Origin of the sequence: Bosea sp. (in: a-proteobacteria), assembly GCF_023953965.1 — a bacterium.
Taxonomy (GTDB): domain Bacteria; phylum Pseudomonadota; class Alphaproteobacteria; order Rhizobiales; family Beijerinckiaceae; genus Allobosea.
This window is the reverse complement of sequence record NZ_JAMLIX010000002.1, coordinates 225,876-242,648: the sequence shown is the minus strand read 5'-3', so window position 1 is coordinate 242,648 and position 16,773 is coordinate 225,876. Positions and strand designations below refer to the sequence as shown.

Here is a 16,773-nt window from a genome sequence, read left to right as displayed (position 1 = left end):
GAGCGCGCGATGCAGACCTTCTTCGTCGAGATCAAATGCAGGCTCGGCAAGACCTACGAGGTCGCCAGCGAGCTGGCCGACCGCGAGATCGCCTCGGAGATCTATTCGACCGCCGGCAACTACGACATCCTGGCCAAGTTCCATGTCGCGGCGGATGTCGATATCGGCCATTTCGTCGCGCAGAAAGTGCAGTCGATCCCCGAGATCGCCGACACCCACACCATCATCACCTTCAAGGCCTTCTGAGGCCTCGTCGCCCGGGCGCGATGGCCCGGGCGGCCGGGCAGGATGTCGGCCGCTCCTGTCCGCCAAGCCGACGGCTTGACGCCGCATGGGCTTTCGCGCGACCAGCTAGAGCATCGGACCGAAAAGTGGATCCACCTTTCGGAAAAATCCGATGCTCCAACAATGGGATAGATCATCGCTACCGCGTCCGGTAGGACGCGCGATGATCTGGACACTGGCTTTGCGGGGGTGACGGGCACCATGAAGAGCACGCTTTCCAACGACCTGCGCGCGGGCGCGCTCGTCTATCACCGCCAGCCCCGCCCGGGTAAGCTCGAGATCCAGGCGACCAAGCCGCTCGGCAACCAGCGCGACCTGGCGCTGGCCTATTCGCCCGGCGTCGCCGCCGCCTGCGAGGCGATCGTCGACGATCCTTCGCAGGCCGCGGAACTCACCTCGCGCCAGAACCTCGTCGCCGTCATCACCAACGGCACCGCCGTGCTGGGGCTCGGCGACATCGGCTCGCTGGCGTCGAAGCCGGTGATGGAGGGCAAGGCCGTCCTGTTCAAGAAATTCGCCGGCATCGACTGCTTCGACATCGAGGTCGAGCAGAAGGAGATCGAGAAGTTCGTCGAGGTGGTCGCGGCGCTGGAGCCGACCTTCGGCGGCATCAACCTCGAGGACATCAAGGGGCCGGAATGCTTCGAGATCGAGGAGAAGCTCAAGGCCCGGATGAAGATCCCGGTCTTCCATGACGATCAGCACGGCACGGCGATCATCGTCTCGGCGGCGGTGCTGAACGGGCTCGATCTCGCGGGCAAGAAGATCGCCGACGTCAAGATCGTGGTCTCGGGCGCGGGCGCTGCCGCGCTCGCCTGCACCAACCTGCTGGTCGAGCTCGGCGCGCAGCGGAAGAATATCTGGATCACCGATCTCGAAGGCGTGGTCTACAAGGGCCGCACCGCGCTGATGGACCGCTGGAAGGCGGTCTATGCGCAGGACACGCAAGCCCGCACGCTCAGCGAGGTCATAACCGGTGCCGACGTCTTCCTCGGCCTCTCCGCCGCCGGCGTGCTCAAGCCCGAGATGGCGAAGCAGATGGCACGGATGCCGCTGATCCTGGCGCTCGCCAACCCCAATCCCGAGATCACCCCGGAGGAGGCGCTCGCCGCCCGCCCCGACGCGATGATCTGCACCGGCCGCTCGGATTATCCGAACCAGGTCAACAACGTCCTGTGCTTCCCTTACATCTTCCGCGGTGCGCTCGACGTGCAGGCGACCACGATCAACGAGGCGATGAAGCTCGCCGCGGTGCGCGCCATCGCCTCGCTCGCCCGCGAGGCGACCTCCGACATCGCCGCGCGCGCCTATGGCGGCGAGGCCTCGACCTTCGGCGCGACCTCGCTGATCCCCAACCCCTTCGATCCGCGGCTGATCATGCGCATCGCGCCGGCCGTGGCGGAGGCTGCGATGGCGACCGGCGTCGCCGGCAAGCCGCTGGTCGATATCGAAGCCTATCGCGAGCAGCTGTCACGCTTCGTCTTCCGCTCCGGCTTCCTGATGAAGCCGCTGTTCCAGAAGGCCAAGGCCGATCCCAAGCGCGTGATCTATGCCGAGGGCGAGGACGAGCGCGTGCTGCGCGCAGCCCAGGTCGCGCTGGAGGAAGGGCTTGCCGTACCGATCCTGATCGGCCGCCCGAACGTGATCGAAAGCCGCATCGAGCGCTTCGGCCTGTCGCTGAAGCCCGGCACCGATTTCGCGGTGGTCAACCCAGAGGACGATCCGCGCTATCGCGACTACGTCCAGACCTATCTCGAGATCGCCGGACGGCGCGGCATCACGCCGGAGGCGGCCCGTTCGCTGGTGCGCACCAACAACACCGTGATCGCGGCGCTGGCGGTGGCGCGCGGCGAGGCGGACGCGATGATCACCGGCCTCGAGGGCCGCTTCATGTCGCGGCTCAGGCACATCAAGGACATCATCGGCCTGGCGCCGGGTGCCAGCGACATCGCGGCGATGACGCTGATCATCACCACCAAGGGCGCCTTCTTCCTCGGCGACACCCATGTGAAGCACGATCCCAGCGCCGAGGAGATCGCCGACATGACCGTGCTCGCCGCCGACCATGTCCAGCGCTTCGGCATCGATCCGAAGATAGCGCTCCTGTCGCATGCCGATTTCGGCGCGGCCGACACGCCCTCCTCGCTGAAGATGCGCAAGGCGCTGAAGCTGATCCGCGAGCGGGCGCCCAGCCTCGAATGCGACGGCGAGATGGAGGCCGATACCGCGCTCGTGCCGCTGATCCGCGAGCGCGTGCTGCCCTCCTCGACGCTGAAGGGGATGGCGAACGTCCTGATCTTCCCCAATCTCGACGCCGCCAACATCTCCTACCAGTTCGCCAAGGTGATGGCCGACGCGCTGCCCGTCGGGCCGATCCTGATCGGCACCGCCAAGCCCGCCCATATCCTCACCGGCTCGGTCACGGCGCGCGGCGTCGTCAACATGACCGCCGTCGCGGTGGTCGAGGCGCAGGAAAGCGCCGCCGCGGCAACCGGCCGATAGGGAACCAACGGCGCGGTTTCCTCCGGACTCCGCATGCTCTAGGAAGGACGGGCGTTCCTTCCAATCAGAGAGTCCCGCGTCCCATGAGCCGCATCGTCTATGTCAACGGCGCCTATCTTCCCGAGGAAGAGGCGACGATCTCCGTCTTCGACCGCGGTTTCATCTTCGGCGACGGCATCTACGAGGTCTCGGCGGTGATCGGCGGCAAGCTCGTCGATTGCGAGGCGCATCTTGCCCGCCTCGAACGCTCCTGCGGCGAGATCCGGCTTCCCCTGCCTTGGTCGAAGGCCGAGCTCGTCGCCATCCACGAGGAATTGATCAGGAAGAACAGCCTCGACGAGGGTGGCATCTACCTGCAGGTCTCGCGCGGCGCCGCCGATCGCGACTTCGCCTTCCCGAAGGACGTGAAGCCGACGCTGGTGATGTTCACCCAGGCCCGCAACTTCGTGAACGCGCCGGCGGCGAAAACCGGCATCAAGGTGGTCTCGACGCCAGACCTGCGCTGGGCACGGCGCGACATCAAGAGCGTCAACCTGCTCGCCCCCGTGCTCGCCAAGCAGTTCGCGCAGGACAACGGCGCGCAGGAGGCCTGGCTTGTCGAGGACGGCGTGGTGACGGAGGGCTCCTCCTCCACCGCCTGGATCGTCAAGGACAAGACGCTGATCTCGCGCCCGCTCTCGCACAAGGTGCTGCCGGGCATCACCCGCAAGGCGGTGCTGGCCTATCTTGCGGAAACGGGCTTTTCCTTTGAGGAGCGCGCCTTCACGCTGGAAGAGGCGCTCGAGGCGGAGGAAGCCTTCGTCACCTCCGCGACCAGCCTGGTCATGCCGGTCACCTCGATCGACGGCCACACCATCCACAACGGCGCGCCGGGCCCGACCGCACAGCGCCTGCGCGAGATCTATATCGACTATGCCCGCAAGGGCGGCGTGCTGGGCTGAGCCGCCCGCTTTCCCATCACATAGGTCGCGGCGACGTTGCGCTCGTCGCCGAGCGTGACCAGCACGAACAGCTCCTCGGCCAGATCGCGCGCCGTCTCCAGGCGATGCGCCATCGCCCGCGTCGCGCCGGTATCGAGCACCACGACATCCGCCTCTCGGCCCGGCTCGAACGTGCCGATCAGGTGATCGAGGCTGAGCGCCACCGCATTGCCGCGCGTGATCGCGTGCAGCGCCGCGAAGGCGCCAAGCGTCTGCCCCTGCAATTGCAGCACCTTGTAGGCTTCGGCCATGGTCCTGAGCATCGAATAGGAGGTGCCGCCGCCGATATCGGTCGCGACCGCGACCCGGACGCCGCTCGCGCGCGCCTCTCCCCAATCGAACAGGCCTGAGCCGAGGAACAGGTTCGAGGTCGGGCAGAAGACGGCGACCGCGCCGGTCTCGGCGAAGGCCCGCCACTCGTTGGCGGTCATGTGGATGCAATGGCCCATGAGGCTTTTGGGGCCGAGCACACCGTAACGCCGATAGATGTCGGCATAATCGGCAGCTTCCGGATAGAGCTCACGGGCCAGCGCGATCTCGGCCCGGTTCTCGTCGATATGGGTCTGGACATGGCAATCGGGATGCTCGCCCGCGAGCCGCCCCGCGGCGGTGAGTTGCTCCGGCGTCGAGGTGATCGCGAAGCGCGGCGTGATCGCGTAGAGCTGCCGGCCGTTGCCGTGCCAGCGGGCGATCAGCGCCTTCGAATCGCGATAGCCGCTCTCGGCCGTGTCGGTCAGCGCGTCCGGCGCATTGCGGTCCATCATCACCTTGCCGGCGATCATGCGCGTGTTCCGCCGCTGCGATTCCGTGAAGAAGGCTTCCGCCGATTGCGGATGCACCGAGCAATAGACCGCGGCCGTGGTGGTGCCGTTGGCGACGAGCTCGTCGAGGAAGAAGCGCGAGAGCTTCTCGGCATGGCCCTGCCGGCTGAGCTTCTGCTCCTCGACGAAGGTGTATTTGTTCAGCCACTCCAGCAGTTGCGCGCCGTAGGAGGCGATGACCTGCGTCTGCGGTATGTGGATATGAGCGTCGATGAAGCCCGGCATGATCAGGTGCGGGCGGTGATCGACGATCTCCGCATCGGCCGGCAGCGCCGGCAGCAGGTCGCGCGCCGCGCCGGCTGCCTCGACCAGACCGTTGCGGATGACGAGCAGCCCGTCCTCGACATAGCGATGCGCCGCCTCGCCCGCGATCTCCGGATCGTCGACGAACCAGAGCAGGCGGCCGCGCAGGGCGCGCAAGGCGGTGGATGCGGTCACGGCGGGCGCCTCCGGCACAATGTCCCATCACATCTGCACCAAATCGCCGCTTCCGGCCAAGCGCGGATCATGCCTAATCTGGCGGCATGCGTGAGACCTTGCGCTTCCTGCTCGGCGACGAGCCGATCGCGATCGAAAGCTGCGACCCGACGCTGACGGTGCTCGACTGGCTGCGCCTCGAGAGGCGCATGACCGGCACCAAGGAAGGCTGCGCCGAGGGCGATTGCGGCGCCTGCACCGTCGTCATCGGCCGGCTCGACCGCGGCACGCTGCGCCACGAGGCGATCAACGCCTGCATCCGCTTCCTGCCGACGCTCGACGGCTGCCAGTTGCTGACGGTCGAACATCTGAAGGACGCGGATGGCGGCCTGCACCCGGTCCAGCAGGCGATGGTGGACTGCCACGGCTCGCAATGCGGCTTCTGCACGCCGGGCTTCGTGATGTCGCTCCTCGCGCTCCGGCTGAACGAGGCGGCGCCGACAACCGGCCGCATCGAAGATGCGCTCGCCGGCAATCTCTGCCGCTGCACCGGCTATGAGCCGATCATCGCCGCCGGCCGCCGCATGGATGAGATCGCGCTACGCGAGGCGGATCGGTTCCTGAAAGAGCGCGCGGCGATCGCGGCACGGCTCGCGGCCCTGAACGATGCCGAGACGCTGGCGCTGCAAGGCGAAGGCGGGCGCTTCTTCGCGCCCGCGACCGTCGCGGCGCTGGCCGATCTCATCGCCGCGCATCCGCAGGCGACGCTGGTGGCGGGCGCTACCGATGTCGGCTTATGGGTCACCAAGGCGATGAAGCGGCTCGACCCGGTGATCTTCCTCGGGCGGATCGAAGCGCTGCGCGAGATCGCCGACGAGGGCGGTGATCTGCGCTTCGGCGCCATGGCGAGCCAGACGGATGTCCGCAAGGCGCTCGCCACGCTCTCCCCCCAGCTCGACGAGCTGATGCGCCGCTTCGGCGGCGAGCAGGTGCGCAACGCCGGCACGATCGGCGGCAACATCGCCAACGGCTCGCCGATCGGCGACCTGCCGCCTGCCCTGATCGCGCTCGACGCGACGCTGGTCCTGGCGCGACGCAGCGAGGGCGGAATCGAGCGCCGCGCGATCCCGCTCGAACGCTTCTTCCTCGACTACCGCAAGCAGGACCGGCACAGGTGCGAATTCGTCGAGGCGGTGCTGGTGCCGAAGCCGGCGGCGGGCATGCTGTTCCACGCCTCCAAGGTCTCGAAGCGCTTCGACGAGGACATCTCGGCCGTCTGCGGCGCCTTCCGGCTGACGCTCGGGCCCGGCGGCGTGATCACGCAGGCCCGCCTCGCCTATGGCGGCATGGCCGGCATCCCGAAGCGGGCGGCGGCGGCGGAGGCTGTGCTGACCGGCTGGCGATGGGGCGAGGAGGCGGTCATGGCGGCGATTTCGGCGCTGCCGCAGGATTTCACGCCGCTCGACGACATGCGCGCCTCGGCGCATTACCGGCTGAAGATCGCCGGCAACCTGCTGCGCCGCTTCCTGATCGAGACGACGCAAGGCCCGACGCAAACGCGGGTCGCCGGCAGGCCGGCGGAGGCCGCCCATGGCTGACGCACGCCGCAGGCTCGACAGCGGGACTGAGGCCGGCGCCGCCCGCGCCCATGATTCCGCGCTGAAGCACGTCGCGGGCGAGGCGCTCTATATCGACGACATCGCCGCGCCGGAGGGGCTGCTGCACGCCTATCTCGGCTTAAGCGCCATCGCCCATGGCCGGCTCGCCGCGCTCGACCTTTCCGCCGTCCGCGCCGCGCCGGGCGTCCTCGCCGTGCTGACGGCGGCCGACATCCCCGGCGCCAACGACATCTCCTCGACGCATCTGCATGACGAGCCGGTCTTCGCCACCGACCGCATCCTGTTCCACGGCCAGCCGCTCTTCGCCGTGGTGGCCGGGACACGCGATGAGGCGCGCCGCGCCGCCGCGCTGGCGAAGGCCGATCATGCCGAGGAGGCGCCGCTCATCGACATCGCCGCCGCGCGCGCGGCCGGCGGCAGGCTCGTCACCGAACCGCTCAGGCTGGAGCGCGGGGATGTCGCTGCGGCGCTCGCGGCGAGCCCGCGCCGGCTGAACGGCACGATGGCGATCGGCGGGCAGGAGCATTTCTATCTCGAAGGCCAGATCGCGCTCGCCATCCCCGGCGAGGACGAGGACATGACGGTCATGGTCTCGACCCAGCACCCGAGCGAGGTCCAGCACATGGTCGCCGCCGTGCTCGGCACCGGCTCGCACGCGGTGACGGTCGAGGTCAGGCGCATGGGCGGCGGCTTCGGCGGCAAGGAGACGCAGGCCAATCTCTTCGCCTGCGTCGCCGCGCTCGCCGCCCGCAAGCTCAGGCGCCCGGTCAAGCTCCGGCCCGACCGCGACGACGACATGGCGATCACGGGAAAACGCCACGATTTCGTCTGCGACTACGAAATCGGCTTCGACGACGAGGGCATGATCCATGCGGTCGATGCCGTCTATGCGGCGCGCTGCGGCTGGAACGCCGACCTGTCGGGGCCGGTGACCGACCGCGCCCTGTTCCACATGGACAACTGCTATTTCTACCCGGCGGTGCGCGCCAGCTCGCAGCCGCTCTTCACCAACACCTGCTCGAACACCGCCTTCCGCGGCTTCGGCGGGCCGCAGGGCATGGTCGGGGCCGAGCGCTTCATCGAGGAGGTCGCCTTCGCGACCGGGCTCGATCCGCTCACGGTACGCAAGCGCAACCTCTACCGGGGCTCGGGCCGCGACGTCACGCCCTATCACCAGGCGGTCGAGGACAATATCGCGGCGGATATCATCGCGGAGCTGGAACGGCGCTCAGACTACCAGGCGCGCAAGGCGGCGATCCGTGAGGCCAACGAGACGAGCCCCATCGTCAAGCGCGGCATCGCGCTGACGCCGGTCAAGTTCGGCATCTCCTTCACCGCGACCTGGTTCAACCAGGCAGGCGCCCTGGTCAATGTCTATACCGACGGCACGGTCGCGCTGAACCATGGCGGCACCGAGATGGGGCAAGGGCTCTACATCAAGGTGGCGCAGGTGGTGGCGCATGCCTTCGGCATCGACCTGACCCAGGTCAAGATCACCGCGACCACCACCGGCAAGGTGCCGAACACCTCGGCGACCGCCGCCTCCTCCGGCTCCGATCTCAACGGCATGGCGGCGCTCGACGCCTGCGAGACGATCAAGCGGCGGCTGACGGCATTCGCCGCGAGGCACTGGCAGGTGCAGGCAGAGGAGATCGCCTTCCTGCCGGGACGCGTGAAGGTCGGCGCCCGCGAGATCGGCTTCAAGGAACTGGTCGCGGCCGCCTATATGGCACGCGTCCAGCTTTCCGCGACGGGCTTCTACGCGACGCCAAAAATCCATTGGGACCGCAAGGCCGGGCGCGGCCACCCCTTCTATTACTTCGCCTATGGCGCGGCGGCGGCCGAAGTCGCGATCGACACGCTGACCGGCGAATACAGGGTCGAGCGCGTCGATATCCTGCATGATTGCGGGCAATCGCTGAATCCGGCGATCGACCGGGGCCAGATCGAGGGCGGCTTCGTGCAGGGCATGGGCTGGCTGACGACGGAGGAGCTGGTCTGGGACCGCAAGGGGAGGCTTTCGACCCACGCCCCCTCGACCTACAAGATCCCCGTCGCCTCGGACCGGCCGCGCATCTTCAACGTGCACCTGCTCGACGATGCGCCGAACCGCGAGCCGACGATCCACCGCTCCAAGGCGGTCGGCGAGCCGCCGCTGATGCTGGCGATCTCGGTGCTGCATGCGCTGTCGGACGCGGTGGCGAGCGTGGGCGATCACCGGATCTGCCCGCGCCTCGACGCGCCCGCGACGCCCGAGCGCGTGCTGGACGCCGTCGAACGGGTCAGGACGGAACGCGGGAGGAGGCCGTGACGCTTGCCGCCTTCCTCTCCGCGCATCGCCACGACGCCGTCGTCCTCGTCAGGATCGAGGCGGCGGAAGGCTCGACCCCGCGCGAGGCCGGTGCCTCGATGGCCGTCTCCCCGGATGCCAGCGCCGGGACCATCGGCGGCGGGCAGCTCGAATTCCACTGCATCGACATCGCCCGGCAGATGCTGGCAGCCGGCCAAGCTGAGCGCATCCTCGACATCCCGCTCGGCCCGCAGATGGGGCAGTGCTGCGGCGGACGGGTCAGCGTCTCGCTGCGCCGCACGGCTACCGCCGAGATCGCGCTCATCGCCGCCCGCGAGAAGGCGCAAGCCCTCGCCCGCCCCTCGGTCCTCGTCTTCGGCGCCGGCCATACCGGCCGGGCGCTGGCGAAGGCGCTGGCGCCCCTGCCCTTTTCAGTCACGCTGATCGACGACCGCGACGCGGTGATGGACGGTCTGCCGCGCGCCGTCACCTGCATCCGCATGGCCGATCCGGTCGATGCGGTCGCGGGCGCGCCGGCGGGCGCCGGTTTCGTCGTGCTCTCGCACAGCCATGCGCTCGACTACCGGCTGGCGGAGGCGGCTCTGGCGCGGGGCGACGCGGCTTATATCGGCATGATCGGCTCGGCCACCAAGCGCGCCCGCTTCGAATCGGGCTTCATCAGGGTCGGCGGGCGGCGCGCGGCGCTCATGCACCTGACCTGCCCGATCGGCGGCGCGGATGTGGACGACAAGCGCCCGGAGGTGATCGCGGCCTTGACGGCGGCCGAGTTGGTGCGTTGCTTGCTTGGCCGCCGGACGCCGGCGCGAGGGAGGCGGGCGAGCCATGAACCAGCCGCGTGAGCAGGAGGTGCCGCCGCGGCTGGCGCTCGCCCACATCTCCAAGAGCTTTCCGGGCGTGAAGGCCAATGACGACATCAGCCTGAGCGTCAGGCCCGGCGAGATCCACGCCCTGCTCGGCGAGAACGGCGCCGGCAAGTCGACGCTGGTCAAGATCATCTACGGCGTGCTCGAGGCCGACGCGGGCACGATCTCCTGGAACGGCAGGCCGGTCGCGATCGCCTCGCCGAAAGCCGCGCGCAAGCTCGGCATCGGCATGGTGTTCCAGCATTTCTCGCTGTTCGACGCGATGACCGTGATCGAGAACATCGCGCTGGGCCTCGACGAGGCGGTCGAGCGCGAGGAGCTGAAGCGCCGCGTCGCCGCGATCCTGCAATCCTATTCGCTGCCGCTCGATCCGGAGCGGGAGGTGCACACGCTCTCGGTCGGCGAGCGCCAGCGCATCGAGATCGTGCGCTGCCTGTTGCAGAAGCCGAAGCTGCTTATCATGGACGAGCCGACCTCGGTCTTGACGCCGCAGGAGGTCGAGCGGCTGTTTTCGACGCTGCGCCAGATCGCGGCCGAGGGCTGCTCGATCCTCTACATTTCGCACAAGCTTCCGGAGATCAAGGCGCTCTGCGACGGCGCCACCATCCTGCGCGGCGGGCGCGTGGTCGCGGCTTGCGACCCGAAAACCGAGACGACCCGGCGCATGGCGGAGCTGATGATCGGCGCGCAATTGCGCAGGATCGAGCATGGCCGGGCGACTGGCGCCGGCGCCGTCAGGCTCGCTGTCGAAGGGCTTTCGCTCCCCGGCGAACCGCCCTTCGGCACCGCCCTGAAGGACATCGCCTTCGAGGCGCGGGCCGGCGAGATCCTCGGCATCGCCGGCGTCGCCGGCAACGGACAGGCGGAGCTTCTCACCGCGCTCTCGGGCGAGCGGCTCGCGGCCAGGCCCGAGGCGATCAGGCTCGACGGCAGGGCAATCGGGCTCGATGGCGCGGGCGCCCGGCGGGCGCTCGGCCTCGCCTGCGTGCCCGAGGAGCGCAACGGCCATGCCGCCGTGCCGGATTTCTCGCTGGCCGAGAACGCCGTCCTGACCGCGCGCCATCGCCTGAAGCTCACGCCGCGCGGCTTCATCAGCGCCGCCGCCGTGGCGCGCTTCACCGAGGGGGTCATCCAGCGCTTCGACGTGCGCACCACCGGCCCCGGCGCGCTGGCGCGCTCGCTCTCGGGCGGAAACCTGCAGAAATTCATCATGGGCCGCGAGATCGGCCAGGAGCCTTCCGTGCTCGTCGTCTCGCAGCCGACCTGGGGCGTCGATGCGGGCGCGGCCGCAGCGATAAGGCAGGAGCTCGTCGATCTCGCCGCCAAGGGCTCGGCGGTCATCGTGATCTCGCAGGATCTGGACGAGCTCATCGAGCTTACCGACCGGCTCAGCGTCATCAACGAGGGACGGCTGTCAGTGCCGCGCCCGGTCGCGAGCCTCGGCATCGACGAGATCGGCCTGATGATGGGCGGGGTCCACGGCGCGGAGGCGGCCGCCCATGCTTGAATGGCGCCGCCGCCGGGAACCCAGCCTGCGGATGCTGGCCTTGAGTCCGATGATCGCGATCGGGGCGACCATGCTTCTGGGCATGATCGTCTTCACCGCCATGGGCTATGACGGCTTCCACGCGGTCGAGAGCATCTTCCTGACGCCCTTCCTGGAGCCGCAGCGCTGGGCCGATATCGGCGTCAAGGCCGCGCCGCTCGTGATGATCGCGCTCGGGCTCGCCATCGGCTTCCGCGCCAATGTCTGGAACATCGGCGCCGAGGGGCAATACGTCATGGGTGCCGTCGCCGGCACCGGCGTCGCGCTTTTGACCTACGACATGAGCGGCTGGTGGATCCTGCCGGCCATGGCGCTCGCCGGCATCCTCGGCGGCATGGCCTGGGCCGCGATCCCCGCTTTGCTGCGGGTGAAACTCCAGGTCAGCGAGATCCTGACCAGCCTGATGCTGACCTATGTCGCGGTGCAGCTCCTGTATTTCCTGGTGCGCGGGCCGTGGAAGGACCCGGACGGCTTCAATTTCCCGCAGACGCGGATGTTCACCGCCGACCAGACGCTGCCGACCGTGATCGAGGGAACGCTCGTCCATCTCGGCATTCCCGTCGCGCTCATCATCGCGGCAATCGCCTGGCTCACCATGGAGAAGACCACGGCGGGCTATGCGGTGAAGGTCGTGGGCCTGGCGCCCGCCGCCGCCCGGCACGGCGGCTTCAGCGCGGCGCGCACGACCTGGGCGACGATGCTGCTCGGCGGCGGGCTTGCCGGCCTCGCCGGGCTGTTCGAGGCGGCAGGCCCCTTCGGCCAGCTCACCCCGCAATTCCCGGTCGGCTACGGTTTCACCGCGATCATCGTCGCCTTCCTCGGCCGGCTCAGCCCGCCCGGCATCGTCTTCGGCGGGATCGTGCTGGCGGGATCTTATGTCGGCGGCGAGATCGCGCAATCGACGGTGCGCCTGCCGCAGGCGGCCACGGGCATGTTCCAGGCGCTGCTGCTGTTCATGCTGCTGGCGACCGACGTCCTGGTGACGTGGCGGATCGCGTGGAAGCGGAGGGCGGCGTGACCACCACCATGCTCGTCTCGATCGTGATGACGCTGGTCGCGGCCTCGACGCCGCTTCTGCTGGCGGCGCTCGGCGAGCTCGTCGCGGAGAAGGCCGGCGTGCTCAACCTCGGCGTCGAGGGCATGATGCTGTGCGGCGCGGTCGCGGGCTTCTCCGTCGCCTTCTCGACCGGCAGCACCGGGGCGGGCGTCGTCGCGGCGGCGGGCGCCGGTATCGCGGCCGCCATGATCTTCGCCGTGCTCGCGCTCTCGCTGATGGCCAACCAGGTCGCGACCGGGCTTGCGCTCACGATCTTCGGCATCGGCGCCTCCTCGCTCGTCGGCGCGGGCTTCGTCGGGCGCACGGTGGAGCGGCTGGGACCGGTGTTTCCGGCCGCGCTTTCGCAGCATCCGCTGCTGCGCATCGTCTTCGGCCACGACATCCTGGTCTATCTCTCGCTCGCGCTGGTAGCGGGCGTGAGCTTTGTCCTCAGCCGCACGCGGGCGGGGCTGATCCTGCGCGCGGTCGGCGAGAACGACGCCTCGGCGCATGCAATCGGCTATCCGGTCGTTGCCATCCGCTACGGCGCGGTCGCCTTCGGCGGGGCGCTGGCGGGGCTTGCCGGCGCCTGCTTCTCTCTGGCGCTGACACCGATGTGGGCGGACCGGCTGACCGCCGGCCGGGGCTGGATCGCGCTGGCGCTCGTCGTCTTCTCGGCCTGGAAGCCGGGGCGGCTCCTGATCGGCGCCTATCTTTTCGGCGCGGTGATGACGCTCGAGCTGCAGGCCAAGGCGGCCGGCGTCGCCTGGCTCGCGCCGGAGGTTCTGGCGATGACCCCCTACCTTGCGACGATTGCGGTTCTGACCATGATGTCGCTAGGACGGAGGACCGGCCGGCTCGACGCGCCCGCCTGCCTCGGCAAACCCTTCTCGGCGTCCTGACGCCGCAACCAGACAACGGGGATAAGGACATGACCAGCATCATCACCCGCCGCAGGCTGACATTCGGGGCGGCGGCCGCCTCGACGCTGCCGGTCCTCGGCCGCACCGCCTCGGCCCAGGCGCCGCTCGGCGTCGGCTTCATCTATGTCGGCCCGATCGGCGACCACGGCTACAGCTGGACGCACGACCAGGGCCGGCTCGCGCTGGAGAAGGAATACGGCGCGAAGATCAAGACCAGCTTCATCGAGAACGTCGCCGAGGGGCCCGACGCGGCGCGCGCGCTGCGCCAGCTCGCCCAGGCCGGCAACCAGCTCATCTTCGCGACCTCCTTCGGCTTCATGAATCCGACGATCCAGGTCGCCAAGCAGTTCCCGAAGGTCAAGTTCGAGCACGCCACCGGCTATATGCGCGCCGAGAACGTCGCCACCTACGATGCCCGCTTCTACGAGGGCCGCGCCGTCATCGGCACCATCGCCGGCCACATGTCGAAGAGCGGACAGGCGGGCTACGTCGCCTCCTTCCCCATCCCCGAGGTGGTGATGGGCATCAACGCCTTCCATCTCGCCGCCCGCAAGGTGAACCCGAACTTCAAGACCAGGGTCGTCTGGGTCTCGAGCTGGTACGACCCGGCCAAGGAGGCCGACGCCGCCAAGGCGCTGATCGACCAGGGCGCCGACATGATCACCCAGCACACCGATTCGCCCGCCCCCCTCCAGGCGGCCGAGCAGCGCGGCGTCTACGCCTTCGGCCAGGCTTCCGACATGCGCGCCTTCGCGCCCAGGGCCCATCTCACCGCCATCGTCGACGACTGGTCGGGCTATTACATCAAGCGCGTCCGGGAGGTGATGGACGGCACCTGGAAGTCCGGCGCTGTCTGGGGCGGCATCAAGGACGGCTTCGTCAAGCTCGCCCCTTATAACGAGACGATGACGGCGGAGGCGCGCAAGGCGGCGGACGCGGTCAAGGACGCCATCGTCGCCGGCACGCTCCACCCCTTCACCGGCGAGCTCAAGGACCAGAAGGGCGAGGTGCGCCTGAAGGCCGGCGAGACGGCCAGCGACGAGATGCTTTCCAAGATGGACTGGTATGTCGACGGTATCCAGGCCTGAGCGGTGATTCGCGCCGTGCGCCGTGATTCGAGCCCGGATCGACGCCTTGCGGGCTTATTTCGGCCCGCGACCGGCGGAACGAAGCCGTTTTCTGTGCGTATCTACCGCCACGGGCATCGTCTTTCCGCGATAACCGTGGCAACTGCGTGAGTTGTGCGCCGTGATCGACACCGATGAACCGTGGTCGCCCGTGCCGGAACGCGCGCATGAGCGGCCGCAATCCAGCACCTGACGCCTGAAGCCCTTCTCGAGGAGGATTTGATGACCAAGAACGAACTGATCGCCGCCATCGCCGACGAGACCGGCAAGACCAAGGCCGACGTCTCGGCCATCCTGGCCTCCCTCGGCGCGACGGTCGCCAAGACGCTGAAGACGGGCGGCGACGTCACGCTCGGCGGCATCGGCAAGCTCTCCGCCGCCAAGCGCGAAGCCCGCGAGGCCCGCAACCCCTCGACCGGCGCGACCATCAAGGTTCCGGCCAAGACCGTGGTGAAGTTCAAGGTCACCAAGGACCTCGCCGACGCCGTGGCGTAATCGCCGCCATCCGGCTTCGAGCGGCGTCCGCGCTCCGGCGCGGGCGCCGCTTGCGTTTCGTCGTCAGCCGGCCCGGCCGGGCACGAGCTCGTCGGGCACCGCGCCGGTCGCAAGCTCGCGGGGCCGGTTGAGGTGGACCAGCGGCCAGACCTGCCAGAACGAGGCGGCGATCAGCAGGATGCCGATCAGCGCGGTCGTGGTCGCGCCCTGCTGAAGCGCGCGCAGCGTCACGGCCGCGAGCATCGCAAGCGAAAGCGCGCCGACGACGGCGACGGCGAGCCAGATCGGCCGCGGCCGCCCGGCGACGAAGCGGGCGCGCGGATTGGCCCGCGCGATCGCGGCCGAAAGCGCCGAAACGAAGCGGTGATAGCGCCGGTCGTCACGGTCGAGATCGGTCAGCGAGCGCCAGGACAGGTTGCCGAAGGTGACGGTGCGGCCGTCGCTGAGCCTGAGCGCGGTCTTGTAGCCCTTCGACGAGATGTTGCCCGGCGCATAGAGGAAGCGCACCTGCTCGACCGCGCTCAAGCGGATGCTGTCCACCCGGCGCGTGCGGTCGACCTCGAGGGTGTCGCCGTCGAGCCTGTAGGCGATCTCGAAGCCGACCGGCCTGGGGCGCTGGCGCCAGCTCGGGGCGGGGGTGTCGCCGTCCTCGTCGCGGGCGGCGCCCGTCACCGCGCCAGCTCCTTCATCGCCCCGTCGAGGCCGTCGAGCGTCAGCGGGAACATGCGCCCGCCGATCAGCCCGCCGATCTGGCGGATCGACTGGGTATAGTTCCACAGATGCCGCTGCACCGGGTTGAGCCAGACCGATTTCGGGAATTTGCCGGTCAGCCGCTCCATCCAGACCTGGCCGGCCTCCTCGTTCCAGTGCTCGACCGAGCCGCCGGGCATCGCGATCTCATAGGGGCTCATCGAGGCGTCGCCGACGAAGACGAGGCGGTAGTCGGACGGATAGGTCCTGAGCACCTCCCAGGTCTCGATCTCATGGTCGCGCCGGCGGCGGTTCTCCTTCCAGAGGCGCTCATAGGGGCAGTTGTGGAAGTAGAAATGCTCGAAATGCTTGAACTCGGCGCGCGCGGCCGAGAACAGCTCCTCGGCGAGCTCCACATGCCAGTCCATCGAGCCGCCGACATCGAGGAAGAGCAGGACCTTCACGGTGTTGCGCCGCTCGGGCCGCAGCTTGACGTCGAGATAGCCGTGGCGGGCGGTCTCGGAGATGGTGTTGTCGAGGTCGAGCTCCTCGGCCGCGCCGGTGCGGGCGAAGCGGCGCAGGCGCCTGAGCGCGACGCGCAGGTTGCGGATGCCGAGCTCGCGCGTATCGTCGAAATCCTTAAATTCGCGCTTGTCCCAGACCTTCACCGCCCTGAAGTTACGGTTCTTGTCCTGGCCGATGCGGACGCCTTCGGGGTTGTAGCCATGGGCGCCGTAGGGCGAGGTGCCGGCGGTGCCGATCCATTTGTTGCCGCCCTGATGGCGGCCTTTCTGCTCTTCGAGCCGCTGCTTCAACGTCTCCCAGAGCTTGTCCCAGCCGAGCGCCGCGATCTGCGCCCTCTCCTCCTCGGTGAGGAATTTCTCGGCGAGCTTGCGCAGCCACTCCTCGGGGATCGCCGTTTCCCCGATCGCCTCCTGCAGCGTCTCCAGCCCCTTGAACACCTGGGCGAAGACCTGGTCGAACTTGTCGAGATGGCGCTCGTCCTTCACCAGCGCGGCGCGGGCGAGATAGTAGAACTCGTCGACCCGATGCTCGGCGAGATCGGCCTCCACCCCTTCAAGCAGCGTGAGGTACTCGCGCAGGGTCACCGGGACCCTGGCGGCGCGCAGATCGGTGAAGAGGCGAAGGAACATGAGG

General features: G+C 68.8%; 14 protein-coding genes. 11 read left to right on the top strand and 3 right to left on the bottom strand.

What is annotated here, in order from left to right; translation table 11 throughout:
• The first annotated feature begins 9 nt into the window (after nucleotides 1-9).
• The 3 genes from M9917_RS16060 to M9917_RS16050 all read left to right on the top strand — a co-directional run bounded on the left by M9917_RS16060 (nucleotide 10) and on the right by M9917_RS16050 (nucleotide 3,728).
• Nucleotides 10-246 (top strand): Lrp/AsnC ligand binding domain-containing protein, encoded by a 237-nt coding sequence (locus M9917_RS16060; protein ID WP_061964496.1) that lies wholly within the window; start codon nucleotides 10-12, stop codon nucleotides 244-246.
• 240 nt (nucleotides 247-486) lie between these two features.
• Nucleotides 487-2,787 carry an NADP-dependent malic enzyme gene (locus tag M9917_RS16055; protein ID WP_297255320.1) on the top strand — a complete coding sequence of 767 codons (2,301 nt, stop codon included), beginning with the start codon at nucleotides 487-489 and terminating at the stop codon, nucleotides 2,785-2,787.
• 83 nt (nucleotides 2,788-2,870) lie between these two features.
• Nucleotides 2,871-3,728, top strand: coding sequence for a D-amino-acid transaminase (locus tag M9917_RS16050; RefSeq protein ID WP_297255318.1), 858 nt, complete (start codon nucleotides 2,871-2,873; stop codon nucleotides 3,726-3,728).
• Here the strand turns inward: M9917_RS16050 and guaD are convergent.
• Nucleotides 3,698-5,026, bottom strand: coding sequence for a guanine deaminase (gene guaD, locus M9917_RS16045; protein ID WP_297255316.1), 1,329 nt, complete (start codon nucleotides 5,024-5,026; stop codon nucleotides 3,698-3,700). The two genes, M9917_RS16050 and guaD, sit on opposite strands and share 31 nt — an antisense overlap.
• Nucleotides 5,027-5,112: 86 nt before the next feature.
• On the opposite strand from guaD, the gene xdhA reads away from it, so the two are divergent.
• From xdhA to M9917_RS16005, 8 genes are all read left to right on the top strand, one after another.
• The gene (gene xdhA, locus M9917_RS16040; protein ID WP_297255314.1) at nucleotides 5,113-6,603 is read left to right on the top strand and encodes a xanthine dehydrogenase small subunit; all 1,491 of its coding nucleotides are present in this window, start codon (nucleotides 5,113-5,115) and stop codon (nucleotides 6,601-6,603) included.
• On the top strand, nucleotides 6,596-8,935 hold the full coding sequence (gene xdhB, locus M9917_RS16035; RefSeq protein WP_297255312.1) for a xanthine dehydrogenase molybdopterin binding subunit: 2,340 nt from the start codon (nucleotides 6,596-6,598) through the stop codon (nucleotides 8,933-8,935). The genes xdhA and xdhB overlap by 8 nt, the downstream gene beginning before the upstream one ends.
• On the top strand, nucleotides 8,932-9,774 hold the full coding sequence (gene xdhC, locus M9917_RS16030; RefSeq protein WP_297255310.1) for a xanthine dehydrogenase accessory protein XdhC: 843 nt from the start codon (nucleotides 8,932-8,934) through the stop codon (nucleotides 9,772-9,774). Before xdhB ends, xdhC begins: the two co-directional genes overlap by 4 nt.
• The gene (locus M9917_RS16025; protein ID WP_297255308.1) at nucleotides 9,758-11,305 is read left to right on the top strand and encodes an ABC transporter ATP-binding protein; all 1,548 of its coding nucleotides are present in this window, start codon (nucleotides 9,758-9,760) and stop codon (nucleotides 11,303-11,305) included. Before xdhC ends, M9917_RS16025 begins: the two co-directional genes overlap by 17 nt.
• A gap of 31 nt (nucleotides 11,306-11,336) precedes the next feature.
• Complete coding sequence (locus tag M9917_RS16020) at nucleotides 11,337-12,362, top strand: ABC transporter permease (protein ID WP_297257099.1); 1,026 nt, start codon at nucleotides 11,337-11,339, stop codon at nucleotides 12,360-12,362.
• 8 nt (nucleotides 12,363-12,370) lie between these two features.
• Complete coding sequence (locus tag M9917_RS16015; RefSeq protein WP_297257098.1) at nucleotides 12,371-13,282, top strand: ABC transporter permease; 912 nt, start codon at nucleotides 12,371-12,373, stop codon at nucleotides 13,280-13,282.
• Nucleotides 13,283-13,311: 29 nt separating this feature from the next.
• Nucleotides 13,312-14,391 carry a BMP family ABC transporter substrate-binding protein gene (locus M9917_RS16010; RefSeq protein ID WP_297255306.1) on the top strand — a complete coding sequence of 360 codons (1,080 nt, stop codon included), beginning with the start codon at nucleotides 13,312-13,314 and terminating at the stop codon, nucleotides 14,389-14,391.
• A 261-nt stretch (nucleotides 14,392-14,652) separates the two neighbouring features.
• On the top strand, nucleotides 14,653-14,925 hold the full coding sequence (locus tag M9917_RS16005; RefSeq protein WP_297255304.1) for an HU family DNA-binding protein: 273 nt from the start codon (nucleotides 14,653-14,655) through the stop codon (nucleotides 14,923-14,925).
• A gap of 63 nt (nucleotides 14,926-14,988) precedes the next feature.
• Here the strand turns inward: M9917_RS16005 and M9917_RS16000 are convergent, their stop codons facing one another.
• The gene (locus M9917_RS16000) at nucleotides 14,989-15,597 is read right to left on the bottom strand and encodes a hypothetical protein (RefSeq protein ID WP_297255302.1); all 609 of its coding nucleotides are present in this window, start codon (nucleotides 15,595-15,597) and stop codon (nucleotides 14,989-14,991) included.
• Complete coding sequence (locus M9917_RS15995; RefSeq protein ID WP_297255300.1) at nucleotides 15,594-16,769, bottom strand: vWA domain-containing protein; 1,176 nt, start codon at nucleotides 16,767-16,769, stop codon at nucleotides 15,594-15,596. The genes M9917_RS16000 and M9917_RS15995 overlap by 4 nt, the downstream gene beginning before the upstream one ends.
• Nucleotides 16,770-16,773 lie beyond the last annotated feature (4 nt).

What these genes read in the sequence shown, in the direction of transcription:
- xdhA (WP_297255314.1), top strand. Translation starts at nt 5,113, where the DNA reads ATGCGTGAGACCTTGCGCTTCCTGCTCGGCGACGAGCCGATCGCGATC.
- M9917_RS16060 (WP_061964496.1), top strand. Translation starts at nt 10, where the DNA reads ATGCAGACCTTCTTCGTCGAGATCAAATGCAGGCTCGGCAAGACCTAC.
- M9917_RS15995 (WP_297255300.1), bottom strand. Translation starts at nt 16,769, where the DNA reads ATGTTCCTTCGCCTCTTCACCGATCTGCGCGCCGCCAGGGTCCCGGTG.
- M9917_RS16020 (WP_297257099.1), top strand. Translation starts at nt 11,337, where the DNA reads ATGCTGGCCTTGAGTCCGATGATCGCGATCGGGGCGACCATGCTTCTG.
- xdhB (WP_297255312.1), top strand. Translation starts at nt 6,596, where the DNA reads ATGGCTGACGCACGCCGCAGGCTCGACAGCGGGACTGAGGCCGGCGCC.
- M9917_RS16025 (WP_297255308.1), top strand. Translation starts at nt 9,758, where the DNA reads ATGAACCAGCCGCGTGAGCAGGAGGTGCCGCCGCGGCTGGCGCTCGCC.
- M9917_RS16055 (WP_297255320.1), top strand. Translation starts at nt 487, where the DNA reads ATGAAGAGCACGCTTTCCAACGACCTGCGCGCGGGCGCGCTCGTCTAT.
- M9917_RS16050 (WP_297255318.1), top strand. Translation starts at nt 2,871, where the DNA reads ATGAGCCGCATCGTCTATGTCAACGGCGCCTATCTTCCCGAGGAAGAG.
- M9917_RS16015 (WP_297257098.1), top strand. Translation starts at nt 12,371, where the DNA reads ATGCTCGTCTCGATCGTGATGACGCTGGTCGCGGCCTCGACGCCGCTT.
- M9917_RS16010 (WP_297255306.1), top strand. Translation starts at nt 13,312, where the DNA reads ATGACCAGCATCATCACCCGCCGCAGGCTGACATTCGGGGCGGCGGCC.
- M9917_RS16005 (WP_297255304.1), top strand. Translation starts at nt 14,653, where the DNA reads ATGACCAAGAACGAACTGATCGCCGCCATCGCCGACGAGACCGGCAAG.